Raw genomic sequence first — 23,702 nt, 5'->3', positions numbered from 1 at the left:
CAAGATGACCACGTCCAAGGACGACCGGATCTCCGCCCTGCCCGAGCACCTGCGGGAGAAGCTGCGCCAACGGCTCGCGGGCAAGGTGGCGGCCGCCGCGCCGCGCGCCGACGGGATCCCGCCCGCGCCGCGCGACCGGCCGCTGCCGCTGTCGGCCGGTCAGCAGCGGCTGTGGTTCCTGGCGCAGTTCCAGCCCGACAGCACCGAGTACACCAGCGCGCTGGCGCTGCGGCTCACCGGCGCGCTCGACCTCGACCGGCTGACCGCCGCGCTGCGCGGCCTGGTGCGGCGGCACGAGTCGCTGCGCACGACGTTCGACCAGGTGGACGGGCGTCCGGTCCAGGTCGTGCACGACGGCGTCGAGCTGGACGTCGTGCCGGTGGAGGACCTGAAGGCGGAGCTGGACCGGCCGTTCGACCTGCGCCGGGGACCGCTGTTCCGGGCGGCGCTGGAGCGCGAGGCCGACGACGCCCACCTGCTGCTGCTGACCACGCACCACATCGTGGTGGACGGCTGGTCCCTGGGCCTGCTGGCCGAGGAGCTGGGCGCGCTGTACCGGGGCGAGGAGCTGCCGCCGCCGCGGTTGCAGTACGCCGATTACGCCGTGTGGCAGCAGGGCAGACCGGTGGACGTCGGGTACTGGCGGGAGCAGTTGGCCGGGGTCCAGCCGCTGGAGCTGCCCACCGACCGGCCGCGACCGGCCGAGCGGACCTCCGCGGGCGCCACCCACGAGCTGACCGTGCCGCGCGACCTCGCCGACCGGCTCGCCCGGCTGGCCAGGGACAACGAGACCACGCTGTTCACCACCCTGATGGCGGCCTGCCAGCTGCTGCTGGCCCGCTACTCCGGGCAGGACGACATCGCGGTCGGCACGGTGACCAGCGGCCGGGACCGGTCGGAGTTGGCCGGCGTGGTCGGCTTCCTGGTCGGCACCGTGGTCATCCGGTCCACTGTGGACACCTCACGGTCGTTCGTCGAGCTGCTGGCGCAGGTCAACCGCACCGCGCTGGACGCGTTCGCGCACGACGACGTGCCCTTCGACCGGGTGGTGGAGGCCGTCGGCGCACCGCGCGACCCGAGCCGCACGCCGCTGTTCGACGTCATGGTGGTGCTCCAGAACGCCGGGCGGGCGTTACCCGAGCTGCCCGGACTGCGGGTCGAGGAGCACCCGCTGACCCGCGAGCAGGCGAACTTCGACCTGAGCATCGACTTCACCGCGGGCGGCGAGGGCCTGCACGTCCTGGTGGAGTACAGCACGGAGCTGTTCGACGCGGCCACGGTCGACCGGATGGGCCGGCACCTGCTCACCCTGCTGGCCGCGATCACCGAGGACCCGCACCGGCCCGTGGTCCGGCTGCCGCTGCTGCTCGGCGACGAGCCGGACGGTCGCGGTCGCGAGCTGGACGTGCCCGCCACCACGTTCCCCGAACTGTTCGAGGCGCAGGCCGCTCTCACCCCCGACGCCACCGCGCTGGTGTGCGGCGACGACCGGCTGACCTTCGCCGAGCTGGACCGGCGGGCCAACCGCCTGGCCCACCACCTGGTGGCCGAGGGCGTCGAGCCCGAGCAGGTGGTGGCGCTGTCGCTGCCGCGCGGCGTGGACGCCGTGGTCGGCATCCTGGGCATCCTCAAGGCGGGCGCGGTGTACCTGCCCGTCGACCCGGGCCTGCCCGAGGCGCGCCGGGCGCACCTGCTCGGCGACTCCGGCGCGGTGCTGGTGATCGACGAGCCGGTCGACGCGTCGGCGTGCGCGGCGACCAGGCCGGTGGTGCCGGTGGGCCCGGCCAACGCCGCCTACGTCATCTACACCTCCGGCTCGACCGGCCTGCCCAAGGGCGTCGTGGTCGAGCACCGGCAGCTCGTGCAGCTGTTCCACAACCACGTCACCGACTTCGCCCGCGAGCACATGCGGGTGGCGCTGTCCGCGGTGTTCTCGTTCGACACCTCGTGGGAGGGGCCGCTGCTGATGGCGGCGGGCCACGAGCTGCACGTGCTGGTCGACGAGGTGCGGCTGGAGCCGACCGCGCTGGTGGAGTACGTGCGGGCGCACCGCATCGACTTCCTCGACCTGACGCCCTCCTACGTGCGGCAGCTGCTGCCCGCCGGGCTGCTCGACGGCGAGCACAAGCCGAAGGTGCTGATGCTCGGCGGCGAGGCCCTGGGCGCGGCGCTGTGGCAGGAGCTGGCCGGCGCGGACACGCGGGCCTACAACTTCTACGGCCCCACCGAGACCACGGTCGACGCGGTGTCCACGCCCGTGGTCGGCGACCGGCCGGTCATCGGCCGCCCGCTGGCCAACCTGACCGCGCGGGTGCTGGACGAGGAGCTGCGGCCGCTGCCCGTCGGCGTGCCGGGCGAGCTGTACGTCGCGGGCCCGCAGGTCGCCCGGGGCTACCTCAACCGGCCCGGCCTGACCGCCGACCGGTTCCTGGCCGACCCGTACGGCGAGCCCGGGTCCCGCATGTACAAGACCGGTGACCGGGTGCGCTGGCTGGCCGACGGCACCCTCGACTACCTCGGCCGCAACGACGACCAGGTCAAGATCCGCGGCTACCGGATCGAGCTGGGCGAGGTCGAGACCGCGCTGCTGGGCCACCCGGACGTGCGCGAGGCCGCCGTCGTGGCCCGCACCGACAACGGCCACCCCAGGCTGGTCGCCTACGTGGTGGTCGACGGCCCGGTGAACCTGCGCGAGCACCTGCGCCGGTCGCTGCCGGAGTACCAGGTGCCGTCCGCGTTCGTGGAGCTGGACCGCATCCCGCTGACGCCGAACGGCAAGCTGGACAAGGCCGCGCTGCCCGCGCCGCAGGCCTCCGGGGACGGCGAGTTCGTCGCGCCCCGCACGCCCGTGGAGGCCGAGCTGGCCCGCATCTGGGCCGAGGTGCTCGGCGCGGAGCGGATCGGCGTCGAGGACAACTTCTTCGCGGTGGGCGGCGACTCGATCCTGTCCATCCAGCTGGTGTCCAGGGCCCGGCAGGCCGGGCTGCGCCTGACCTCGCGCGACGTGTTCCGCCACCAGACCGTGGCGGAGCTGGCGCTGGTCGCGGGCACCGCGGCCGAGGCCGAGGCGGAGCGGGTGTTCACCGGTCCCGCGCCGCTGACCCCGATCCAGCGCTGGTTCTTCACCGAGCACGGGCCGCTGGCGCACTACACGATGACGCTGCTGGTGGAGCTGGAGCCGGGCGCGGACGTGGACGCGCTGCGGGCCGCCGTGCAGGCCGTGCTGGCCCACCACGACGCGTTGCGGCTGCGGTTCCGCGAGGTCGACGGCCGGTGGGTGCAGGAGGTCGCGCCCGAGCGGGTCGACGTGTTCCGGGTCGAGGCCGACGCCGACGCGGAGACCGCGGCCCGCGAGGCCCAGCGGGGCCTGGACCCCACCTCCGGGCCGCTGCTGCGCGCCGCGTTCTTCCCCGGCGAGCGGCCGGAACTGCTGCTGACCGCCCACCACCTGGCGATGGACGGCGTGTCGTGGCGCGTCCTGCTCGGCGACCTGGAGCGGGCCTACCGGGGCCTGCCCCTGGAGCCGGTCGGCACGCCGTTCACGCAGTGGGCGCACCTGCTGGACGAGCACGTGCGGTCCGGCGCGCTCGACGGCGCGCGGGCGCACTGGGACGCGCTGCCCGAGCCCGAGTCGCTGCCCGTCGACCGGGACGGGGCGAACACCGAGGGCTCCGTGCGCGCGGTGTCCGTGCGGCTGGACCGGGAGACCACCGAGGCGCTGCTGACCGCCGTGCCGCCGGTCTACCGGACGCAGGTCAACGACGTGCTGCTGAGCGCGCTCGGCCGCGCCCTGGCCGAGTGGACCGGGCGGGACGAGGTGAGCGTGGCGCTGGAGGGCCACGGCCGCGAGGAGCTGCTGCCGGGCGTGGACCTGTCCCGCACGGTCGGCTGGTTCACCACCCAGTTCCCGGTGGTGCTGCCGGTCCGGCCGGACGGGGCGGGCACCGGGTGGGGCGACACGCTCAAGGCGGTCAAGGAAGCGCTGCGCGCGGTGCCGCACAAGGGCCTGAGCCACGAGGCGCTGGGCGGCTCGCGGCTGCCCGAGATCTCGTTCAACTACCACGGCCGGTTCGACGTGGCGGGCGACGGCCTCTACCGGGCGCGGCGCGACGCGGTCGGCGAGGACGTCGACCCCGGCCGGGCGCGCGGCCACCTGATCGACGTGATCGGCCTGGTCGAGCGCGACGAGCTGGAGCTGACCTGGCACTACTCCGCCGAGGTGCACGACGAGGCCACCGTGCGGCGACTGGCCGAACGGGTGCTCGACGGGCTGCGCGAGGTCGTGGCGCACTGCGCCCAACCCGGCGTCGGGGGTCGCACGCCGTCGGACTTCCCGCTGGCGGCGCTCACCCAGGCGCAGGTGGACGCGATCGCCGGGCCGGACGTCGAGGACGTCTACCCGCTCACCCCGCTCCAGGCGGGCATGGTGTTCCACAGCCTGGTCGAGCCCGGCGCGTACGTGGACCGGATGCGGCTGGTGCTCGACGGCGTCGCCGACCCCGCCGCGCTGGAGCGGGCGTGGCAGCGGGTCGTCGACCGCACGCCCGTGCTGCGCTCCAGCGTGGTCTGGGAGGGCCTGGACGAGCCGGTGCAGGTCGTGCACCGGGACGTGCGGCTGCGGTTCGGGCCGGTGGAGGGCGACTTCGACCTGTCGGCCCCGCCGCTGCTGCGGGTCCGGATCACGCCGCTGGGCGGCGACCGGGTCGAGCTGGTGTGGTCGTCGCACCACGTGGTCCTGGACGGCTGGAGCACCGCGCAGGTCTTCGGCGAGGTGCTGGAGCAGTACCGGGCGATCACCACCGGCGAGCCCGCGCGGCTGCCCGCGCGCCGGCCGTTCCGCGACTACCTGCGGTGGCTGGCCGAGCAGGACCGGGCCGAGGCCGAGGCGCACTGGCGCGCCGCGCTGTCCGACGTGGCCGGCCCGACGCCGCTGCCGTTCGACCGGCCGCCGGCGCAGGCGCACCGCGCCGAGGCGACCGAGTCGGTGAAGTTCTCCCTCGACCTCGGCGACGCGGCGCAGCGCGCCGGCCTGACCGTGAACACGGTCGTGCAAGGCGCGTGGGCGCTGCTGCTGGCCCGCGCCTCCGGCGAGGCGGACGTGGTGTTCGGCGCCACGGTGTCCGGCCGGCCGGCCGAGCTGCCCGGCGTCGAGTCGATGGTCGGCATGCTGATCAACACCGTGCCCGCGCGCGTCGCGGTCGACCCGACCGCCGAGGTGGGCGCGTGGCTGCGCGACCTCCAGGCCGCGCAGGGCGAGTCGCGGCGGTTCGACCACGCGTCGCTGGCCGAGATCCAGTCGTGGGTCGGCGCGCGGCTGTTCGACAGCGTCGTGGTGTTCGAGAACTACCCGTTCGAGCGCGGCGGCGAGGCCCCGCACGTGGTCGAGGTGGACGCGGTGGACAACACCACGCTGCCGCTGGCGCTCACCGCGTCGCTGACCGACCGGCTCAACCTGGACCTGGCCTACGACCCCGGGCTGTTCGACGCCGGCACCGCGCGGCGGCTGGCCGGGTGGCTGCGCGACCTGGTGGCCGCGATCGCCGCCGACCCGTCGGCGCGCGTCGCCGACCTGCCGTGGCTGTCCGAGGACGAGCGGCGGCAGGTGCTGGTCGAGTGGAACCGCACCGCGCTGGAGACGCCGACCGCGCTGTACCCGGAGGTGTTCGCCGAGCAGGCCCGCCGCACGCCCGACGCGACCGCGCTGGTGTTCCGCGGCCGGTCGTGGACCTTCGCCGAGGTCGACGCCCGCGCCAACCGGCTGGCGCACCACCTCCTCGCCCACGGCGCGGGCCCGGAGCGGGTCGTCGCGCTGCGGCTGCCCCGCTCGGCCGACCTGGTGGTGGCGGTGCTGGCCGTGCTCAAGGCAGGCGCGGTCCACCTGCCGATCGACCCGCGGCTGCCCGCCGAGCGCGTCGACTTCCTGCTCCGCGACGCCGCGCCCGCGCTGGTGCTCGACGAGCTGCCGGACACCGCCGGCCTGCCGGACGCCGCGCCCGACGTCGTGGTGCGGCCCGAGCAGGCGGCCTACGTCATCTACACCTCGGGTTCGACCGGCACGCCCAAGGGCGTCGTGGTCGAGCACCGGCAGCTGGCGAACCTGTTCCACGCCAACCGGCACGACCTGATGGGCGAGCCGCTGAAGTTCGCGGTCACCGCCACGTTCTCCTTCGACACCTCGTGGGAGGGCCTGCTGTTCCTGGCCGCCGGGAACGAGCTGCACGTCGTGGACGACGAGCTGCGCCTGGACCCGGAAGCCCTGGTGGCGTACGTGGCCGAGCACGGCATCGGGATGCTCGACCTGACCCCGACCTACGCGCGCCAGCTCGTGCGGGCCGGCCTGCTGGGCAGCGGGCTGCGCGCCCTCATGCTCGGCGGCGAGGCCGTGGACGAGGCGCTGTGGCAGGAGGTCGCCGCGTCGCCGGTGCGGGGCTTCAACTACTACGGCCCGACCGAGGTCACCGTCGACTCGGTGGCCACGCCGATCACCGGCGACCGGCCCGTGATCGGACGCCCGCTGCACAACCTCGCCGCGTACGTGCTCGACGCCGACCTGCGGCCGGTGCCGCCGGGCGTGCCGGGCGAGCTGTTCCTCGCGGGCGCCCAAGTGGCGCGCGGCTACCTGGACCGGCCGGGCCTGACCGCGCAGCGGTTCCCGGCCGACCCGTTCGGCGAGCCCGGGTCCCGGATGTACCGGACCGGTGACCGGGTGCGGTGGTCGGCCGACGGGGTCCTGGACTACCTGGGCCGCACCGACGACCAGGTCAAGATCCGCGGGTTCCGCATCGAGCCGGGCGAGGTGGAGTCGGCGCTGGCCGACGTGCCGGGCGTGCGCGAGGCGGCCGTGGTGGTCCGCGGCAACCGGCTGATCGGCTACGTGACCGGCGCGCCGGAGACCGACGCGCGCGACGTGCTGGCCCGCGCGCTGCCCGACTACATGGTGCCCTCGGCCGTGGTGGTGCTGGACGCGCTGCCGCTGTCGCCGAGCGGCAAGCTGGACCGCAAGGCGCTGCCCGAGCCCGACTTCTCCGGCGACCACGTCGCGCCCCGCACCGAGGCGGAGCGCGTCGTCGCCGGGGTGATCGCCGACGTGCTCGGCCTGGAGCGGGTCGGCGCGACGGACGACTTCTTCGCCCTGGGCGGCGACTCGATCCTCAGCATCCGCGTGACCTCGCGGCTGCGCGCGGCGTTCGGCGTGCAGCTGTCGCCGCGCGCCGTGTTCGACCACCCCACGGTTTCCGGGCTCGCCACCGCGGTGTCCGGAGGGGCAGGAGTGGACGCCATCCCGGTGATCCCGCGCGATGGCGTCCACACCCCGCCCGGCCACTCCCCGTTCGGCTACGCCCAGTCGCCCGCGCAGAAGCGGCTGTGGTTCCTGGACCAGTTCGAGCCGAACAGCACCGAGTACGTCACGCCGACGGCCCTGCGCCTGCACGGCCCGCTGGACCTCGACGCGCTGCGCCGCGCGCTCGACGGCCTGGTGGCGCGGCACGAGTCGCTGCGCACCACGTTCGACGACGGCGTGCAGGTGGTGCACGCGCCGCACGAGGTGCCGCTCGTGGTCGAGGACGCGCCGTGGGAGGACGTGCTCCACGAAGAGGTGAGCACGCCGTTCGACCTGCGCCGCGGCCCGCTGCTGCGGGTCCGGCTGGTGCGGGTGGCGGCCGAGGAGCACGTGCTGGTGCTGACCCTGCACCACATCGTCACCGACGGCTGGTCCACCGGCGTGCTGGCCCGCGACCTGGGCGCGCTGTACGCGGGCCGGGAGCTGCCGCCACCGCCGGTGCAGTACGTGGACTACACGGCCTGGCACCAGGCTCCCCCGGTCGACTACTGGGCGGAACGGCTGGCCGGGGTCCAGCCGCTGGAGCTGCCCACCGACCGGCCGCGCGCCGCGGTGCGCGGCACGGCGGGCGCGATGCACGAGTTCACCGTGCCCGCGCCGGTCGCGGAGGCGTTGAGGTCCCTGGTCGCGCGGCGCGGCGACACCCTGTTCACCGCGCTCGTCGCGGCCACCCAGGCGCTGCTGGCCCGCTACACCGGGCAGGACGACATCGCGGTCGGCACCGCGGTGTCCGGGCGCGGCCGGGCCGAGCTGGACGACGTGGTCGGCCTGTTCGTCAACACCGTCGTGCTGCGGTCCACCGTGGACCTGAGGTCGTCCTTCGACGAGTTCCTGTCGCGGGTGCGGACCACCGTGCGGGACGGGTTCGCGCACCAGGACGTGCCGTTCGAGCGGGTGGTCGAGGCGGTGCGCCCCGACCGCGACCCGAGCCGCAACGCCCTGTTCGACGCCATGGTGCTGCTCCAGAACACCGGCGACGAGGTGCCGGAGCTGCCCGGCCTGCGGGTCGAGGAGGTCGGGCTGCCGCTGCTGACCTCGACCTGCGACCTCACCTTCGAGTTCGGCGAGACCGGCGGCGAGCTGCGCGGCGCGGTCGAGTACAGCACCGACCTGTTCGACGCGGGGACCGTCGACCGCATGGCCCGGCACCTGGTGGCGCTGCTGGCGGGCGTCACCGCGGACCCGGGCCGGCCGCTGGCCGAGGCGCCGCTGCTGCTCGGCGACGAGCCCGACGGGCGCGGCGAGCCGATGGAGGTCCCGGACGGCGCGTTCCCGGAGCTGTTCGAGGCGCAGGCCGCCCGCACGCCGGGCGCCACCGCGCTGGTGTGCGGCGCGGAGCGGCTCACCTTCGCCGAGGTGGACGCCCGCGCCAACCGGCTGGCCCACCACCTCCTCGCGCACGGCGCGGGCCCGGAGCGGGTCGTCGCGGTGTCGCTGCCGCGCTCGGCCGACTCCGTGGTCGCGATCCTGGCCGCGCACAAGGCGGGCGCGGCGTACCTGCCGGTCGACCGGGACCTGCCGCGCGAGCGGGTCGAGTACCTGCTGGCCGACGCGAAGCCGGTGCTGGTGCTGGACGAGGTGCCGGACCTGGGCGCGTGCCCGGCGACGAGACCGGACGTGGTGGTGCGGCCCGACCAGGCCGCGTACGTGATCTACACGTCCGGTTCCACCGGCAGGCCCAAGGGCGTGGTGGTGGAGCACCGGCAGCTGGCCAACCTGTTCCACAACCACCGCGACGCGTTCGGCGGGTTCGGCCGCCTGCGGGTCGCGCTCACCGCGGTGTTCTCGTTCGACACCTCGTGGGAGGGTCCGCTGCTGATGGCGGCGGGCCACGAGCTGCACGTGATCGCCGACGACGTGCGGCTGGAGCCGGACGCCCTGGTCGAGTACGTCCGGGCGCGCCGGATCGACTTCATGGACCTGACCCCGTCGTACGCGGGGCAGCTGCTGCCCGCCGGGCTGCTCGACGGCGGGCACCGGCCGAAGGTGCTGTCGCTGGGCGGCGAGGCGCTGCCGCCGGCGCTGTGGCGGGAGCTGGCCGACGCGCCGACCACCGCGTTCAACTACTACGGCCCCACCGAGGTGACCGTCGACTCGGTCGCCACGCGGGTGACCGGTGACCGGGCGCTGATCGGCCGCCCGCTGCGCAACCTCGTGGCGCGCGTGCTGGACGAGGACCTGCGGCCCGTGCCGGTGGGCGTGCCGGGCGAGCTGTTCCTCGCGGGCCCGCAGGTGGCGCGCGGCTACTCGGGCCGACCGGGCCTGACCGCGCAGCGGTTCCTCGCGGACCCGCACGGCGAGCCCGGGTCGCGCATGTACCGGACGGGCGACCGGGTGCGGTGGGTAGCCGTCGGCGGAGCCGACGATCGGGCACCGTCCAGCTCCCTCGAATATCTCGGCCGCACCGACGACCAGGTCAAGATCCGCGGGTTCCGGATCGAGCTGGGCGAGGTCGAGGCCGCGCTGCTGGAGCACCCGGACGTGGCGCAGGCGGTCGTGGTCGCGCACGAGCACAACGGCCACCGGCGGCTCGTGGCCTACGCCACCGGCGCGGCGACCGACCTGGGCGCGTGGCTCAAGGAGCGGCTGCCGGACTACCTGGTGCCGTCCGCGTTCGTGCCGCTGGAGGTCCTGCCGCTGACGCCGAGCGGCAAGGTGGACCGGCGGGCGCTGCCCGCGCCGACGTTCACCGACGACACCGGTCACGTGGAGCCGGAGGCGGGCGTGCCCGCGCGGCTGGCGGGGATCTGGGCCGAGGTGCTGGGCGTCGAGCGGGTCGGCGCGCGCGACAACTTCTTCGCGCTGGGCGGCGACTCGATCCTGTCCATGCAGGTGGTGTCGCGGGCCCGCCAGGCGGGGCTGAAGCTGACCTCCAAGGACATCTTCCTGCGGCAGACGGTCGAGGACCTGGCGCTCGCGGTGACCGAGCACGCCGGGCAGGCGCACGAGGTCGTCACCGGGCCGGTACCGCTGACCCCGATCCAGCGCTGGTTCTTCACCGAGCACGGGCCGCTGGCGCGCTACACCATGTCCGTGGTCGTGGAGCTGGGCGAGGTCGAGCCGGGCGCGGTGCGCGACGCCGTGCGGGCCGTGGTCGCCCACCACGACGCGCTGCGCACCAGGTTCACGCGGGTGGACGGCGTGTGGCAGCAGGAGGTGGCCGGGTTCGACGCAGCGGGGTTCGAGGGCGCCGGGGTGTTCCGGGTCGCGGTCGACGACCTGCGCGCCGAGGCCGAGCGGGCGCGGGCGTCGCTGGACCTGCGGCACGGCCCGCTGCTGCGGGCGGTGCTGTTCGACGACGGGCGGCTGTTCCTCACCGCGCACCACCTCGTGGTGGACGCGGTGTCGTGGCGGATCGTCCTGTCCGACCTGGAGACCCTGCTCGCCGGCGGCGCGCTGCCGCCCAGGACCACCGCGTTCGCCGACTGGGCGCGGCGGCTGGACCGGCACGTGCTGGACGGCCGGTTCGACCACGCCCTGCCGCACTGGGCCGGGCTGCCGGTCGAGGAGCCCGTGCCGACCACCGCGGGCACCGCGCGCAGTGTGTCGGTGCGCCTGGGCCGCGCCGAGACCGAGGCGCTGCTGCGCGACGTGCCCGAGGCGTACCGGACGCAGGTCAACGACGTGCTGCTGACCGCGCTCACGTGGGCGTTCGACGGCCGCGCGCTGGTGGCGCTGGAGGGCCACGGCCGCGAGGAGCTGTTCGACGGCGTGGACCTGTCGCGCACGGTCGGCTGGTTCACCGCCCAGTTCCCGGTGTCGCTGGAGCTCCCCGAGGGCGACTGGGGCGCCGCGCTGAAGGCGGTCAAGGAGCAGTTGCGGGCGGTGCCCGACAAGGGCCTGGGCTACGAGGCCCTGAAGTACGGCGGCCGGGACCTGCCCGGCGCGCTGCCCCGCGTGTGCTTCAACTACCTGGGCCAGTGGGACGCCGAGGTCGCCGAGGCCGACCACGGCGACGAGGTGCCCGGCGACTTCGTCCGCGGCCACCTGCTGGACATCACCGCCGCCGTCTCGGCGGGTGAGCTGGTGCTGGACTGGGAGTACTCCACCGAGGCGCACGACGAGGCCGCGGTGCGGGCGCTCGCCGAGCGGGTGCTCGACGCGCTGCGGGAGATCGCGGCCTTCTGCGCGCGGCCGGACGCGTGGGGCCGCACCCCGTCGGACTTCCCGCTGGCGCGGCTCACCGCCGAGCAGGTCGACCTGCTCGCGGACCGCGACGTGGAGGACGTCTACCCGCTCACCCCGCTCCAGGCGGGCATGCTGTTCCACGCCCTGGTGGACGACGGCACGGCCTACTTCAACCAGATGCGGGTGCGGTTGAGCGGCGTGACCGACCCGCGCCGGCTGGGCGAGGCGTGGCAGCGGGTCGTGGACCGCACCCCGATCCTGCGCTCCGGCGTGGTCTGGGAGGGCCTGGACGAGCCGGTGCAGGTGGTGCGGCGCGGCGTGCGGGTGCCGATCTCCTACGAGGCGGTGACCGAGGAGCTGGTCGCGGCCGACGCCGAGGCCGGTGTGGACCTCGCCGGGCCGTCGCTGATGCGGCTGGTGGTCGGGCGGGTGTCGGACACCGAGGTCGACCTGCTGTGGACCTCGCACCACCTGGTCCTGGACGGCTGGAGCACGGCGCAGGTCTTCGGCGAGGTGCTGGCCGAGTACGCCGGTGACGCGCCGACGCCGCGCCGCCCGTTCCGCGACTACCTGGCGTGGCTGGCCGAGCAGGACCAGGCCGCCGCCGAGGCGCACTGGCGCGGCGTGCTGGCGGGCGTGGAGTCGCCGACGCCCCTGCCGCTCGACCGGGCGCCGGAGCAGGCGCACCGCGCCGAGTCGTCCGCGCAGGTCGTGCTGGACCTGCCGGTCGACCGGCTGGACGCGGTGGCCCGCGGCCACGGCCTGACGGTGAACACCCTGGTGCAGGGCGCGTACGCGCTGCTGCTGGCCCGCACCGCCGGGCAGTGGGACGTGGTGTTCGGCAGCACGGTGTCCGGCCGGCCGGCGGAGCTGCCCGGCGTCGAGTCGATCACCGGCATGTTCATCAACACCGTGCCCTCGCGCGTGGTGGTGGAGCCGGACGCGGTCGCCGTGGACTGGCTGCGCCGCCTCCAGGAGGAGCAGACCGAGTCGCGGCGGTTCGACTTCGTGTCGCTGGCCCAGGTGCAGCAGTGGGCGGGCACGCGGCTGTTCGACAGCCTGCTGGCGTTCGAGAACTACCCGGTGGACAAGGACACGCCGGACGGCGCGCCCGCCATCGGGGAAGTGGACAGCCTGGACACGACCACCTACCCGCTGACCGTGCGGGCGTACGCGGACGACTCGCTGCACGTGGAGCTGACCTACGACCCGAGGCTGTTCGACGAGCGCACCGTCGAGGTGCTGGGCGAGCGGCTGTCGCGGCTGCTGGACGGGCTCGGCGCGGACCCGCTGCGGCGGGTGGCGGAACTGCCGTGGCTGTCGGACGCCGAGCTGGAGCAGGTGCTGGTGTCGTGGAACGGCGCCGCGCCGGCCACGCCGGTGGCCGACACCATCCCGTCGCTGTTCGCCGCGCAGGCGGCGCGCACGCCGGACGCGGTGGCGGTGACCTGCCGGGGCGAGTCGCTGAGCTACCGGGAGCTGGACGAGCGGGCCAACCGGCTCGCCCACCACCTCGTGGCCGCCGGCGCCGGGCCGGAAACCCTGGTGGCGCTCAAGTTCCCGCGCTCCCTCGACCTGGTCGTGGCCGTGCTGGGCGTGCTCAAGTCGGGCGCGGCATACCTGCCGATCGACCCCGACTACCCCGCCGACCGCGTCGCGTACGTGGTCGCGGACGCCTGGCCGGTGCTGACCCTCCAGAAGCTGCCCGACCTGGCCGGCCTGCCGGCGACCGCGCCGGACGTGGTGGTGCGGCCGGGGAGCACGGCGTACGTGATCTACACATCGGGTTCGACCGGCAAGCCCAAGGGCGTGGTCATCCCCCACGCCAACGTCGTGCGGCTGTTGACGCGGACCGAGCAGTGGTTCGGCTTCGGCCCGGACGACGTGTGGACCCTGTTCCACAGCTACGCCTTCGACTTCTCCGTCTGGGAGCTGTGGGGGCCGCTGCTGCACGGCGGGCGGCTCGTGGTGGTGCCGTTCGAGGTGTCGCGGTCGCCGGGCGACTTCGCGCGGTTGATCCACGACGAGGGCGTGACGGTGCTCAACCAGACGCCGTCGGCGTTCTACCAGCTGCTGGCCGAGGCTCCCGAGCTGCCGTCGGTGCGGTACGTGGTCTTCGGCGGCGAGGCGCTGGACGTGCGCAAGGTGGAGTCGTGGCGCGGGCCCGGCGCGTTGATCAACATGTACGGCATCACCGAGACCACCGTCCACGTCACCTGGACCCACGCCGACGGCACCATCGGCGTCCCCATCCCCGACCTCCGCGTCTACGTGCTCGACGAGGACCTGCGGCCGGTCGCGCCGGGCGTGGTCGGTGAGATGTACGTGGCGGGGCCGGGCCTGGCCCGCGGCTACCTCAAGCGGCCCGGCCTGACCGCGCAGCGGTTCCTGGCCAACCCGTTCGGCGAGCCCGGCGAGCGCATGTACCGCAGCGGCGACCTCGCCCGCTGGGTGGACGGGCGGCTGGAGTACTTCGGCCGCGCCGACCAGCAGGTCAAGGTGCGCGGGTTCCGCATCGAGCTGGGCGAGGTCGAGGCGGTGCTGGCCCGGCACGCGGCCGTGGCGCAGGTCGCCGTGGTGGTGCGCGAGGACCGGCTGGTCGCCTACTACGTGCCCGCCCCGGGATCGGACGCCGAGGCGGACGCCGGGTCGGACGCCGCCGGGTTGCGTGCGCACACCGCGCGGTCGCTGCCCGACTACATGGTGCCCACCGCGTTCGTGGCGCTGGAGCGGATCCCGCTCAACGCCAACGGCAAGCTGGACCGGGCCGCGCTGCCCGCGCCCGAGCGGGAGGCGTCGGCGGCGGGCGGGTTCGTCGCGCCGCGCACCGAGGCCGAGCGCCGCGTCGCGGACGTGTGGGCCGAGGTGCTGGGCCTGGACGCGGTCGGCGTGGCGGACAACTTCTTCGCGCTGGGCGGCGACTCGATCTCCAGCATCCGCGTGGTGTCGAAGCTGCGCTCCTCGTTCGACCTGTCGCCGCGCGACGTGTTCGAGCACCCGACCGTCGCGGGGCTGGCGGCCCGCCTGTCCACGGCGGACGGGTCGGTCATCCCGCGCGCCGCGGGACGCCCGCCGCTGTCGTTCGCGCAGCAGCGGCTGTGGTTCCTGGACCAGTTCCAGCCCGGCGGCACCGAGTACGCGACGCCGCTGGCGGTGCGGCTGCGCGGCGGGCTGGACGTGCCGCGGCTGGAGCGGGCGCTGACCGACCTGGTGGCGCGGCACGACCAGCTGCGCACCTCGTTCCCGGCGGTCGACGGCCTGCCGGTCGCCGAGGTCCACCCGCCCGAGCCGGTCGCGCTGCCGGTGCTGGACGCCGCGCCGGACGCGCTGCCCGAGGTCGAGCCGTTCGACCTGACCACCGGGCCGCTGTTCCGGCCGGTGCTGGTGCGGCACGCGGACGACGACCACACGCTGGCGCTGACGATGCACCACATCGTCACCGACGGCTGGTCCGGCGGCGTGCTGATGTCCGACCTCGCCGCGCTCTACGGCGGCGAGGAGCCGCCGCCGCTGCCGATCGCCTACGGCGACTTCGCGGCCTGGCAGCGGGAACAACCGCTCGACACCCAGCTCGGGTACTGGCGCGAGCAGCTGGCGGGCGTGCCCGCGCTGGAGCTGCCGACCGACCGGCCGCGACCGCCGGTGCAGACCACGGCGGGCGCGCAGACCGAGTTCGCGGTGCCCGCCGAGGTGGTGTCCCGGCTGCGCCGGCTGGCCCGCGACGCGGACGGCACGCTGTTCACCGCCCTGGTCGCCGCCTGCCAGGTGCTGTTCCACCGGTGGTCCGGGCAGGACGACTTCGCGATCGGCACGGTGGCCTCGGGGCGCGAGCGGCCGGAGACGCAGGACCTGGTCGGGTTCTTCGTCAACACGCTGGCGCTGCGGGCCCGGATCGACCCGGCGGAGGGCTTCCCCGCGTTCCTGGCCCGCACCCGGCGCACCGTGCTGGACGCGTTCGCCCACCAGGACGTGCCGTTCGAGCGGGTGGTCGACGCGGTGCAGCCCGACCGGGACACCAGCCGCACGCCGCTGTTCCAGGCGGTGGTGGCGCTCCAGAACGCGCCGCAGGCGCAGGGCTTCCCCGGCCTGGCCGCCGAGGACGTGGCGCAGCAGGTGGTCAGCGCCGCGTTCGACGTGACCGTGGAGTTCACCGAGACCGACGACGGCGGGCTGCACGGGTCGGTCGAGCACAACACCGACCTGTTCGACGCGGTGACGGCGGAGCGCCTGGTGGCGCACCTGCTGGTGCTGCTGGACGGGATCGCCGAGGACGCCGACCGGCCGCTGTGGGCGCTGCCCGTGCTGCCCGAGGGCGAGCGGGAGCTGCTGGGGACCTGGGGTTCCGGCGGGCCGGGCGCGGACGGACCCGGGCTGGTGGCGCTGATCGAGGCGCAGGCGGCGCGGGTGCCGGACGCCCTGGCCACGACGGGCGCGGCGGACGTGACCTTCGCCGAGCTGAACGCGCGGGCGAACCGGCTGGCGCACCACCTGATCGACCTGGGCGCGGGACCGGAGCGGGTCGTGGCGCTGCGGCTGCCGCGGTCGGTCGACCTGCTGGTGGCCGAGCTGGCGGTGCTCAAGGCGGGCGCCGCGTTCCTGCCGGTCGACCCGGCGTACCCGGCCGACCGGATCGAGTTCATGCTCGCCGACGCGAAACCGCTGGTCGTGCTGGACGGGCCGGTGGACACCTCGGGCCGGCCCGACGGCAACCCCGTGGTGGCGGTGCGGCCCGAGCACCCCGCGTACGTGATCTACACGTCGGGGTCGACCGGGCGGCCGAAGGGCGTCGTGGTGACGCACGCCGGGCTGGCGACCTTCTCGGCGGCCGAGGTCGCGCACTTCGACGTGCGGCCGGGCGACCGGGTGCTGGAGTTCTCCTCACCCAGCTTCGACGCCTCGGTGCTGGAGCTGTGCATGGCGTGGCCCGCGGGCGCGGCGCTGGTCGTGCCGCCGCCCGGACCGCTGCTGGGCGACCAGCTCGCCGAGGTGGTCGACGGGCACGGGGTGACGCACGCGCTGATCCCGCCGGTGGCGCTGGCCACCGTGCCGGACGGGGTGGAGCTGCCGTCGTTCCGGACGCTCGTGGTCGGCGGCGACGCCTGCTCGGCGGACCTGGTGCGGCGGTGGGCGCCCGGCCGGCGGATGGTCAACGCCTACGGGCCGACCGAGTCGACCGTGGTCACGTCGTGGAGCGGTCCGCTGGAGCCCGGCGCGGGCGCGCCGCCGATCGGGCGGCCGATCCCCGGCACGTCCGTGCACGTGCTGGACGGCGCGCTGCGGCCGGTGCCGGTCGGCGTGCCCGGCGAGCTGTACGTGTCCGGCGTCGGCCTGGCGCGCGGCTACCTGGACCGGCCCGGCCTGACCGCGCAGCGGTTCCTGGCCAACCCCTACGGCGAACCCGGTTCGCGCATGTACCGCACGGGCGACGTGGTGCGGTGGAACCGGGACGGGGCGCTGGAGTTCGTCGGCCGCGCCGACGAGCAGGTGAAGATCCGCGGGTTCCGGGTGGAGCTGGGCGAGATCGAGACGGCGCTGCTGGAGCACCCGGACGTGCGCGAGGCGGTCGTGGTGGCGCGGGCGGACGCGCGCGGCCACAAGCGGCTGGTCGCCTACGTCGTCGGCGAGGTCGCGAAGCTGCGCGAGTTCCTGGGCGAGACGCTGCCGGACTACCTGGTGCCGTCCGCGTTCGTGCCGCTGGACGCGCTGCCGATGAGCCCCAACGGCAAGGTGGACCGGGCGAAGCTGCCCGAGCCCGACCTGTCCGGGATCGGCGGCGCCGAGCACGTGCCGCCGAGCGGGCCGGTGCAGGAGGCGCTGGCCGCGGTGTGGGCCGACGTGCTGGGCGTGCCGCGGGTCGGGGCGGAGGACAACTTCTTCTCCCTGGGCGGCGACTCGATCCTGTCCATGCAGGTGGTGGCGCGGGCCCGGCAGGCCGGCCACCGGTTCACCACGCGGGACCTGTTCACCAACCAGACGATCGCGTCGCTGGCGCCGCACGTGACCGTGGAGGTGTCGTCGGCCGACGACCGGGCCGCGGTGGTGGGCGAGGTGCCGCTGACGCCGATCCAGCACTGGTTCCTGCACTCCGGCCGCCGCAACCCGGACCACTTCAACCAGTCGCACCTGGTGGAGCTGGACCCGGCGGTGGACGTGGACGCGCTGCGGCGGGCCCTGCGCGTGCTGGTGGCGCACCACGACGCGCTGCGGCTGCGGTTCACCCTGGAGGACGGGGTGTGGCGGCAGCGCAACGAGGACGTGGACCCCGACGCGGACGTGCTGACCGTGGTGGGCGGCGACGCGGACCTGGAGGCGGTGGCGGACGGGGTGCACGCCTCGTTCGACATCGGCTCGGGGCCGCTGTTCCGGGCGGTGCTGTTCCAGCGGGAACAGCCGCTGCTGCTGCTGGTCGGGCACCACCTGGTGGTCGACGGCGTGTCGTGGCGGGTGCTGCTGGACGACCTGGAGACGGTCTACGGCGGCGGCGACCTCGGCGCGAAGACCACCTCCTACCAGGACTGGGCGCGCAAGCTGGAGGCCCACGTGCTCGGCGGCGGCCTGGACCGCGAGGTCGGGCACTGGACGGTGGAGTTCCCGGAGTTCGCCCGGCCGGAGGGCGAGGCCGCGGCGGTCACCGTGGAACTGTCCGAAGAGGACACCGAGGCGCTGCTGCGCGGCGCGCCCGCGGCCTACCGGACCCGGATCAACGACGTGCTGCTGGCCGCGCTGGCGTGGGCGCTGTCGCGGTGGACCGGCTCGTCGCGGGTCGCGGTGGACCTGGAGGGCCACGGCCGCGAGGACGTGCTCGACGACGTGGACCTCTCGCGGACCGTCGGCTGGTTCACCACGGTGTTCCCGGTGGCGCTGGACGTCCCGCCCGGCGAAGGGGACGCCGTGAGCTGGCGCGACCGGGTGAAGGCGGTGCGGCGGCAGCTGCGGTCCGTGCCGGGCAACGGGTTCGGCCACGGCGCGCTGCGGCAGCACGGCCTGGTGCCCGACGGCGGGCGGCCCGCGGTGTCGTTCAACTACCTGGGCCAGTTCGGCGAGGGCTCGTCCGAGTCGACCGGCCTGTACCGGGCGGTGCTGCCGTCGGTCGGCCGGGACCACGACCCGGCGGACGCGGGCGACCACCTGGTCGACGTGGTCGGCGAGGCGGGCAAGACCCTCGGGTTCACCTGGTACCACCACCCGTCGGCGCACCCGACCGCCGAGGTGGAGGCGGTCGCGGCCGACTTCGCCGCGGCGCTGCGGGCCATCGCCGAGGACTGCCGGGGTGCGCTGTGACGACACCGGCCCCGGTGCCGCTGACGCGCAACCGCGACTACGCCCTGCTGTGGGGCGGGCAGGCGGTGGCCGAGGTCGGCTTCAGCGCCACCGTCCTGGCCCTGCCGCTGCTGGTGTACGCGATCACCGGGTCCTGGTTCGTGGCGGGCCTGGCGCTGACCGTCGACTCGGCGGCGCAGCTGCTGGTGGGGCTGCCCGCGGGCGCCCTGGTCGACCGCTGGGACCGGCGCCGGATCATGCTGTGCTGCGAGGCGGCGCAGGTGGTCGCGCTGGCCGGCCTGGTGGCCGCGGTGTGGTTCGACTCGGTGACGGTGCCGCACGTCCTGGCGGTGGCGGCGGTGCTGGGCGTGTGCCGGGCGCTGTTCGAGCCGGCCGAGGACGCGTGCCTGCCGCGCCTGGTGCCCGAGTCGCAGCTGGCGACCGCGGTGGCGATGAACACCGCCCGGTCGCAGCTGGGGCAGATGGGCGGCACCGCGCTGGGCGGCGTGCTGTTCGGCGTGGCCCGGTGGCTGCCGTTCCTGCTGGACCTGGTCACGCACGTGCTCGCGTTCGTGGCGCTGCTGTTCCTGCGGGTGCCGCCGACCGAGCGGGTGGTGGAGCGGCAGCACCTGCTGCGCGAGATCGGCGAGGGCCTGCGCTGGGTGTGGGGCCGGGCCGAGGTGCGGGTCACGGCGCTGTGCGCGGTGGTGCTGAACCTGTTCTTCACCGCGTTCTACCTGGTGGTCATCGGGCTCGCGCAGGGCGGCGGCGCGTCGGAGGCCGAGATCGGCGTGATGGCCGCGATGCTCGGCGTCGGCGGGGTGCTCGGCGCGCTGGCCGCGCCGAGGCTGCACCGGTCGCTCGGGCCGTTCCGGTCCATCGCCTCGGTGTTCTGGGCGCTGTGCCTGCTGACCCCGCTGGCGCTGGTGCTGGACTCGCCCTACCTGCTGGGCGGGATGTTCGCCCTGATGACGTTCCTGGCGCCGACCGCCAACACCACCATCGGCACGTACCAGCTGCTGCTCACCCCGGACGAGCTGCGCGGGCGGATGAGCGGGGTGATGGCGGTGGTCGTGGGCACGGCGGGCGCGGTCGGCCCGCTGGTCGGCGGCGCGCTGACCGAACTGCTGTCGGCGCACGCGGCCGTGATCGCGTGCGCGGCGGGGATTTTCTTGATCACGGTGTTCGTCACGGTCAACCCGACCTTGCGCGGGTACGCGAAAGATCCAGTTCAGGAGGAAGAAGAGGCATGAGGGACGACATCACGTATCAGGTGCTGGTGAACGACGAGGGCCAGTACTCGCTGTGGCCCGCGCACCACGACGTGCCCGCCGGGTGGCGGTTCGAGGGCACCCGCGGCACCAAGGACGAGTGCTCGGCCCACGTCGACGAGGTGTGGACCGACATGCGCCCGGCTTCCCTGCGCGCGGCCATGGGCTGACGCCGCGTCCCCGTGCGGCCGGCGGGGCGGCCGCACGGGGTGGCTCACCCTTGCTGAATCGGTTCCAACGGCGGGGCGCTCGTCGTGAGGGGTTCGACGGCCTGATCGAATCCCGCGCGCCCGCTCCCCGGTCCCGTGCGCACCGGACGAGGTGGCGGCCGTGGCGCGCGACCGGGGCGTGGACCGCCTCCCAGCCGGGCGCGCGGGGCTGGTGACCGCGCTCAGGTCACCGGCACGATCCGGGCGTCCAGCAGCACCCCGTCGTCGACGTCGAGCAACCCGATCGTGCCGTGCGGCTGCCGCCGCCGGTCGGTCGGCGAACCGGGGTTGAACACCCGCACGCCGTCACCCGTCAGGTCCACGGGGATGTGGGAGTGCCCGTAGACCACCAGGTCGGCCCCCGGGAACCGCCGGCGCATCCGGGCGGTGCGGCCGGTCGCCTGCCCGCTGTCGTGGACCATGGCCACCCGCAGCCCGGCCAGGTCGAGCGAGACGGTCTCCGGCGCGCCCCACGCCACCACGTCCGGACCGTCGTTGTTGCCGCACACGGCGGTGACCGGCGCGTACTGCGCCAGCTCGTCGAGCACCGGCGCCACGCAGACGTCACCGGCGTGCAGGATGACGTCGGCGTGGCGCAGGTGCTCCGCCACCGCGGGCGGGCAGGTCTTCCACCGCCGGGGCGCATGGGTGTCGGCCAGGACGACGACCCTCATGGTGTCCCGGCTCTCAGGACATCGCCGGACCGGACTCGTCGCTGCCCGAGAGCTGCTTGAGGAACTCGTGGCACTGCTTGGCGCGCGCCGAGTCCTCCTCCATCACGCGGCGGAAGAAGTCGGCGACGTCCTGCCTGCCCGCGTTCTCGGCGTCGCGGACGTACTGGCCGTAGTCGTGCCCCGCCTTGAGCGAGTGGTACTGCACGGAGATCAGGTCGAAGCTGACGTCGTCGAAGCCGGTCTCGCCGGTGGCCATCGGTCCCTCCTCGGTTCTCGGCAGGTCGCCTGTCCCATACCCGGCAGCGGCCCGGCCAACCGCCCCGATCGCGTTGAGTGGCAGCACCCCGGAGTTGCTTGTACGGTCCACCGTGGGTTGAAAACACAGCCTGCCGTGCGCGACCCAGGCTCGATCGGTCGCGCTGTAGGAGGGCAACCCATGAGGATTGCGGTCGTATCGGTCCACGCCAACCCCCTCCCGGTGTTCACCGACCAGGAGGCCGGCGGTCAGGACGTCCAGGTGGCGGACCTGGCGGCGGCGCTGACCGCGCAGGGCCACGACGTCGCGGTCCACACCCGCCGCGACTCCGTCCGACCTCCCGAGGTCGTGCGCGCCAAGCCCGGCTACGACGTGGTGCACGGGCCCGCCGGGCCTCCCGGACCCCTCTCGTCGGAGGAGCTGCCGCCTCACCTGGACGAGTTCATCCGCTTCCTGCGCGACCGCTGGGAGACCAACCCGCCGGACGTGGTGCACGCCCACTCCTGGACCTCGGGCCTGGCGGCCGTGCTGGCCGCGAGCACCCTGGGCGTGCCGGTGGTGCAGACGTTCCACGAGCTGGCCTGCCTGGAGCGGAAGCTGCACGGCACGGTGGCCCTGGCGACGCGCGTGTCCACCGAACGGCTGATCGCACGCGAGGCGAGCCGGGTCGTGGCCACGTCGTCGGACGAGATGTTCGAGCTGGTCCGGATGGGTGTGCCGCGGCAGCGGGTGGCCGTGGTGCCGCCCGCGGTGGACGTCTCGCGGTTCACCCCCGACGGGCCGCGGCTCAACCGGCAGCTGCCGTACCGGCTGGTCACCTTCGACGCCGGCGCGGAGGAGGTCGTCGCCGCGCTGCGCGGCGTGCGGGACGCGGAGCTGGTCGTCGTCGGCGGTGACCAGGAGCGGGTGCGCGCGCTGCGGGAGCTGGCCCACGAGCACGACGTCGCCGATCGCGTGCGGCTGGTCGGCGCGGTGCCGCGGGTGGCGAGGCCCGCGCTGCTGCGCTCCGCCGACGTGGTGGTGTGCACGACGTGGGGCGAGGCGGCCACGGCGCCCCTGGAGGCGATGGCGTGCGGTGTGCCGGTGGTCGCCAGTGCGGTGGCCGGCCTGTCCGAGACGGTCGTGGACGGCGTGACCGGGATGCTCGTGCCGCCGCACGAGCCGAGCGCGCTCGCGCGCGTGCTGCGGCCCCTGCTGGCCGACGAGGCGCGCCGGGACGCCTACGGCACGGCGGCCGCGGACCGGGTGGACGCGCGCTACCGCACCGACCGCATCGCCGCCGAGATCACCCGGGTCTACCGGGACGCGTCCGGGCTGGCGGAGACCGTCGAGGCGGTCGCGCCGACGCCCGAGCCGCAGGACGCGTAGCGGTCCAGCGGGCGCGGCGGTTCAGGACGCGTAGCAGCGCGGCGGTTCAGGACGCGTAGCGGTTCAGGCGGTCGCCGAGGTCGTCGGCGTCGCCGACCGCGCGCAGGCGGACCGGCCGCGGGTCACCGGGGTGCTCCCCGCGCAGGAGCGCCCTGGTGAACGCGGCCACCGCCGCGGCCGGGGGCAGCACCTCGCCACCCAGGTAGGACAGCACCACCAGGTCGTCCTCCTGCTCGATCCCCACCGCCGCCGCCCACCCGTACTCCTCGTCCCACACCAGCACCACGTCCCGGTCGGGGAACGAGGACAGGTGCCCGCGCACGGTGAGGTGGACGGAGGCGGGCGGCCCGCTCTCGGCGCACCCGCACTCCCCCGTCATCCCCAGCTCGGCGGCGACCGCGCACAGGTAGCCGCGGAGCCCGCCGGCCGGGACCCCGTCGTGGCGCGCGTACGGGTTCGTCACGATCGCACGTGCCCGCTCATGGTCCGCCCTCCGGTGCGCAAGACGGGACGACCGGGATCGCACGCGATCCCGGTCGTCCGCGGGTCTTCCGCCGGCCCGCCGTCGGCCTCACCCGGGCCGGCTCCGCTCAAGCCCGCCTCGCTCAGGCCCGCCCCTCTAGGCCCGTCGCGGCAGGGACGAGCGGCCCAGTCCCAGGCCCAGGCCCGCCATGCCGAGGGCCAGGAACAGGTGCAGCCAGTTGTCGGCCGTGTTGAGCGGCACGAAGTTGGCCGCGCTGTCGTGGTCGATGAGCAGGCCGTAGAGCCAGAGCAGGAGGTACACGACCGCGCCGATGACCAGGAACAGGTAGGCGCCACGGGCCGTCCTGGCCAGCGCCAGGCCGATCACGCCGAACGCCAGGTGCACGACGTTGTGCAGCACGGAGACGTTGAACAGGCCGAACAACATCGCTTCGGAGTGGTGCCCCGCGAACCCGAGGGTGTCGTAGTTGGTCGTCAGGCCCGGGATGAACCCGGCGATGCCGACGACCAGGAACACCGCGCTCACCACTGTCGCGGCCAGTTGGACCGGCGTGCGCGTGGCCGTGTTGGTTCTGGACATGTCGACTCCCGTCGATGGGCGATAACGCGCTTCGTGCCGTCCGACTACCCAAGCGCACCGATCACAAACGACCCGATCGACAGCATTTCGCCCGCACGTGGCGTTTCGCGGCGAGCGCCTCGGCAACCCGC

General features: G+C 74.8%; 8 protein-coding genes. 4 read left to right on the top strand and 4 right to left on the bottom strand.

Annotated features, from left to right (window positions below; all coding sequences use genetic code 11):
* Nucleotides 1-4: 4 nt before the first annotated feature.
* The 3 genes from ABD223_RS22635 to ABD223_RS22625 are packed head-to-tail and all read left to right on the top strand — an operon-like array spanning nt 5 to nt 20,171.
* Nucleotides 5-18,751 (top strand): non-ribosomal peptide synthase/polyketide synthase, encoded by an 18,747-nt coding sequence (locus tag ABD223_RS22635; RefSeq protein ID WP_380645886.1) that lies wholly within the window; start codon nt 5-7, stop codon nt 18,749-18,751.
* Nucleotides 18,748-19,983 (top strand): MFS transporter, encoded by a 1,236-nt coding sequence (locus ABD223_RS22630; protein WP_344038385.1) that lies wholly within the window; start codon nt 18,748-18,750, stop codon nt 19,981-19,983. Before ABD223_RS22635 ends, ABD223_RS22630 begins: the two co-directional genes overlap by 4 nt.
* Nucleotides 19,980-20,171 (top strand): MbtH family protein, encoded by a 192-nt coding sequence (locus tag ABD223_RS22625; RefSeq protein ID WP_033432963.1) that lies wholly within the window; start codon nt 19,980-19,982, stop codon nt 20,169-20,171. The genes ABD223_RS22630 and ABD223_RS22625 overlap by 4 nt, the downstream gene beginning before the upstream one ends.
* 221 nt (nt 20,172-20,392) lie before the next feature.
* Here ABD223_RS22625 and ABD223_RS22620 read toward each other — a convergent pair whose 3' ends face one another.
* Nucleotides 20,393-20,884, bottom strand: a complete 492-nt coding sequence (locus tag ABD223_RS22620) for a metallophosphoesterase family protein (RefSeq protein ID WP_344038384.1) — start codon at nt 20,882-20,884, stop codon at nt 20,393-20,395.
* 13 nt (nt 20,885-20,897) lie between these two features.
* Nucleotides 20,898-21,140 (bottom strand): acyl carrier protein, encoded by a 243-nt coding sequence (locus tag ABD223_RS22615; RefSeq protein WP_344038383.1) that lies wholly within the window; start codon nt 21,138-21,140, stop codon nt 20,898-20,900.
* Nucleotides 21,141-21,320: 180 nt separating this feature from the next.
* Here ABD223_RS22615 and ABD223_RS22610 point away from each other — a divergent pair, with 180 nt between their 5' ends.
* A complete protein-coding gene (locus ABD223_RS22610) occupies nt 21,321-22,508 on the top strand; it encodes a glycosyltransferase (RefSeq protein WP_344038382.1) in 1,188 nt (395 codons plus the stop codon).
* A gap of 46 nt (nt 22,509-22,554) precedes the next feature.
* Here ABD223_RS22610 and ABD223_RS22605 read toward each other — a convergent pair whose 3' ends face one another.
* Both ABD223_RS22605 and ABD223_RS22600 read right to left on the bottom strand, forming a co-directional pair.
* Complete coding sequence (locus ABD223_RS22605; protein ID WP_344038381.1) at nt 22,555-22,971, bottom strand: DUF6292 family protein; 417 nt, start codon at nt 22,969-22,971, stop codon at nt 22,555-22,557.
* A gap of 156 nt (nt 22,972-23,127) precedes the next feature.
* The gene (locus tag ABD223_RS22600) at nt 23,128-23,571 is read right to left on the bottom strand and encodes a DUF4383 domain-containing protein (protein ID WP_344038380.1); all 444 of its coding nucleotides are present in this window, start codon (nt 23,569-23,571) and stop codon (nt 23,128-23,130) included.
* Between the last annotated feature and the right edge of the window lie 131 nt (nt 23,572-23,702).

Source organism: Saccharothrix xinjiangensis (assembly GCF_039527585.1).
Taxonomy (GTDB): Bacteria; Actinomycetota; Actinomycetes; order Mycobacteriales; family Pseudonocardiaceae; genus Actinosynnema; species Actinosynnema xinjiangensis.
Note: the sequence above shows the minus strand (reverse complement) of the source record. Positions and strands in the feature narration are given on the sequence as shown.

Excerpts from the sequence above, each read along its gene's own strand:
- ABD223_RS22635 (WP_380645886.1), top strand. The coding sequence starts at position 5 with ATGACCACGTCCAAGGACGACCGGATCTCCGCCCTGCCCGAGCACCTG.
- ABD223_RS22620 (WP_344038384.1), bottom strand. The coding sequence starts at position 20,884 with ATGAGGGTCGTCGTCCTGGCCGACACCCATGCGCCCCGGCGGTGGAAG.
- ABD223_RS22615 (WP_344038383.1), bottom strand. The coding sequence starts at position 21,140 with ATGGCCACCGGCGAGACCGGCTTCGACGACGTCAGCTTCGACCTGATC.
- ABD223_RS22610 (WP_344038382.1), top strand. The coding sequence starts at position 21,321 with ATGAGGATTGCGGTCGTATCGGTCCACGCCAACCCCCTCCCGGTGTTC.
- ABD223_RS22625 (WP_033432963.1), top strand. The coding sequence starts at position 19,980 with ATGAGGGACGACATCACGTATCAGGTGCTGGTGAACGACGAGGGCCAG.
- ABD223_RS22600 (WP_344038380.1), bottom strand. The coding sequence starts at position 23,571 with ATGTCCAGAACCAACACGGCCACGCGCACGCCGGTCCAACTGGCCGCG.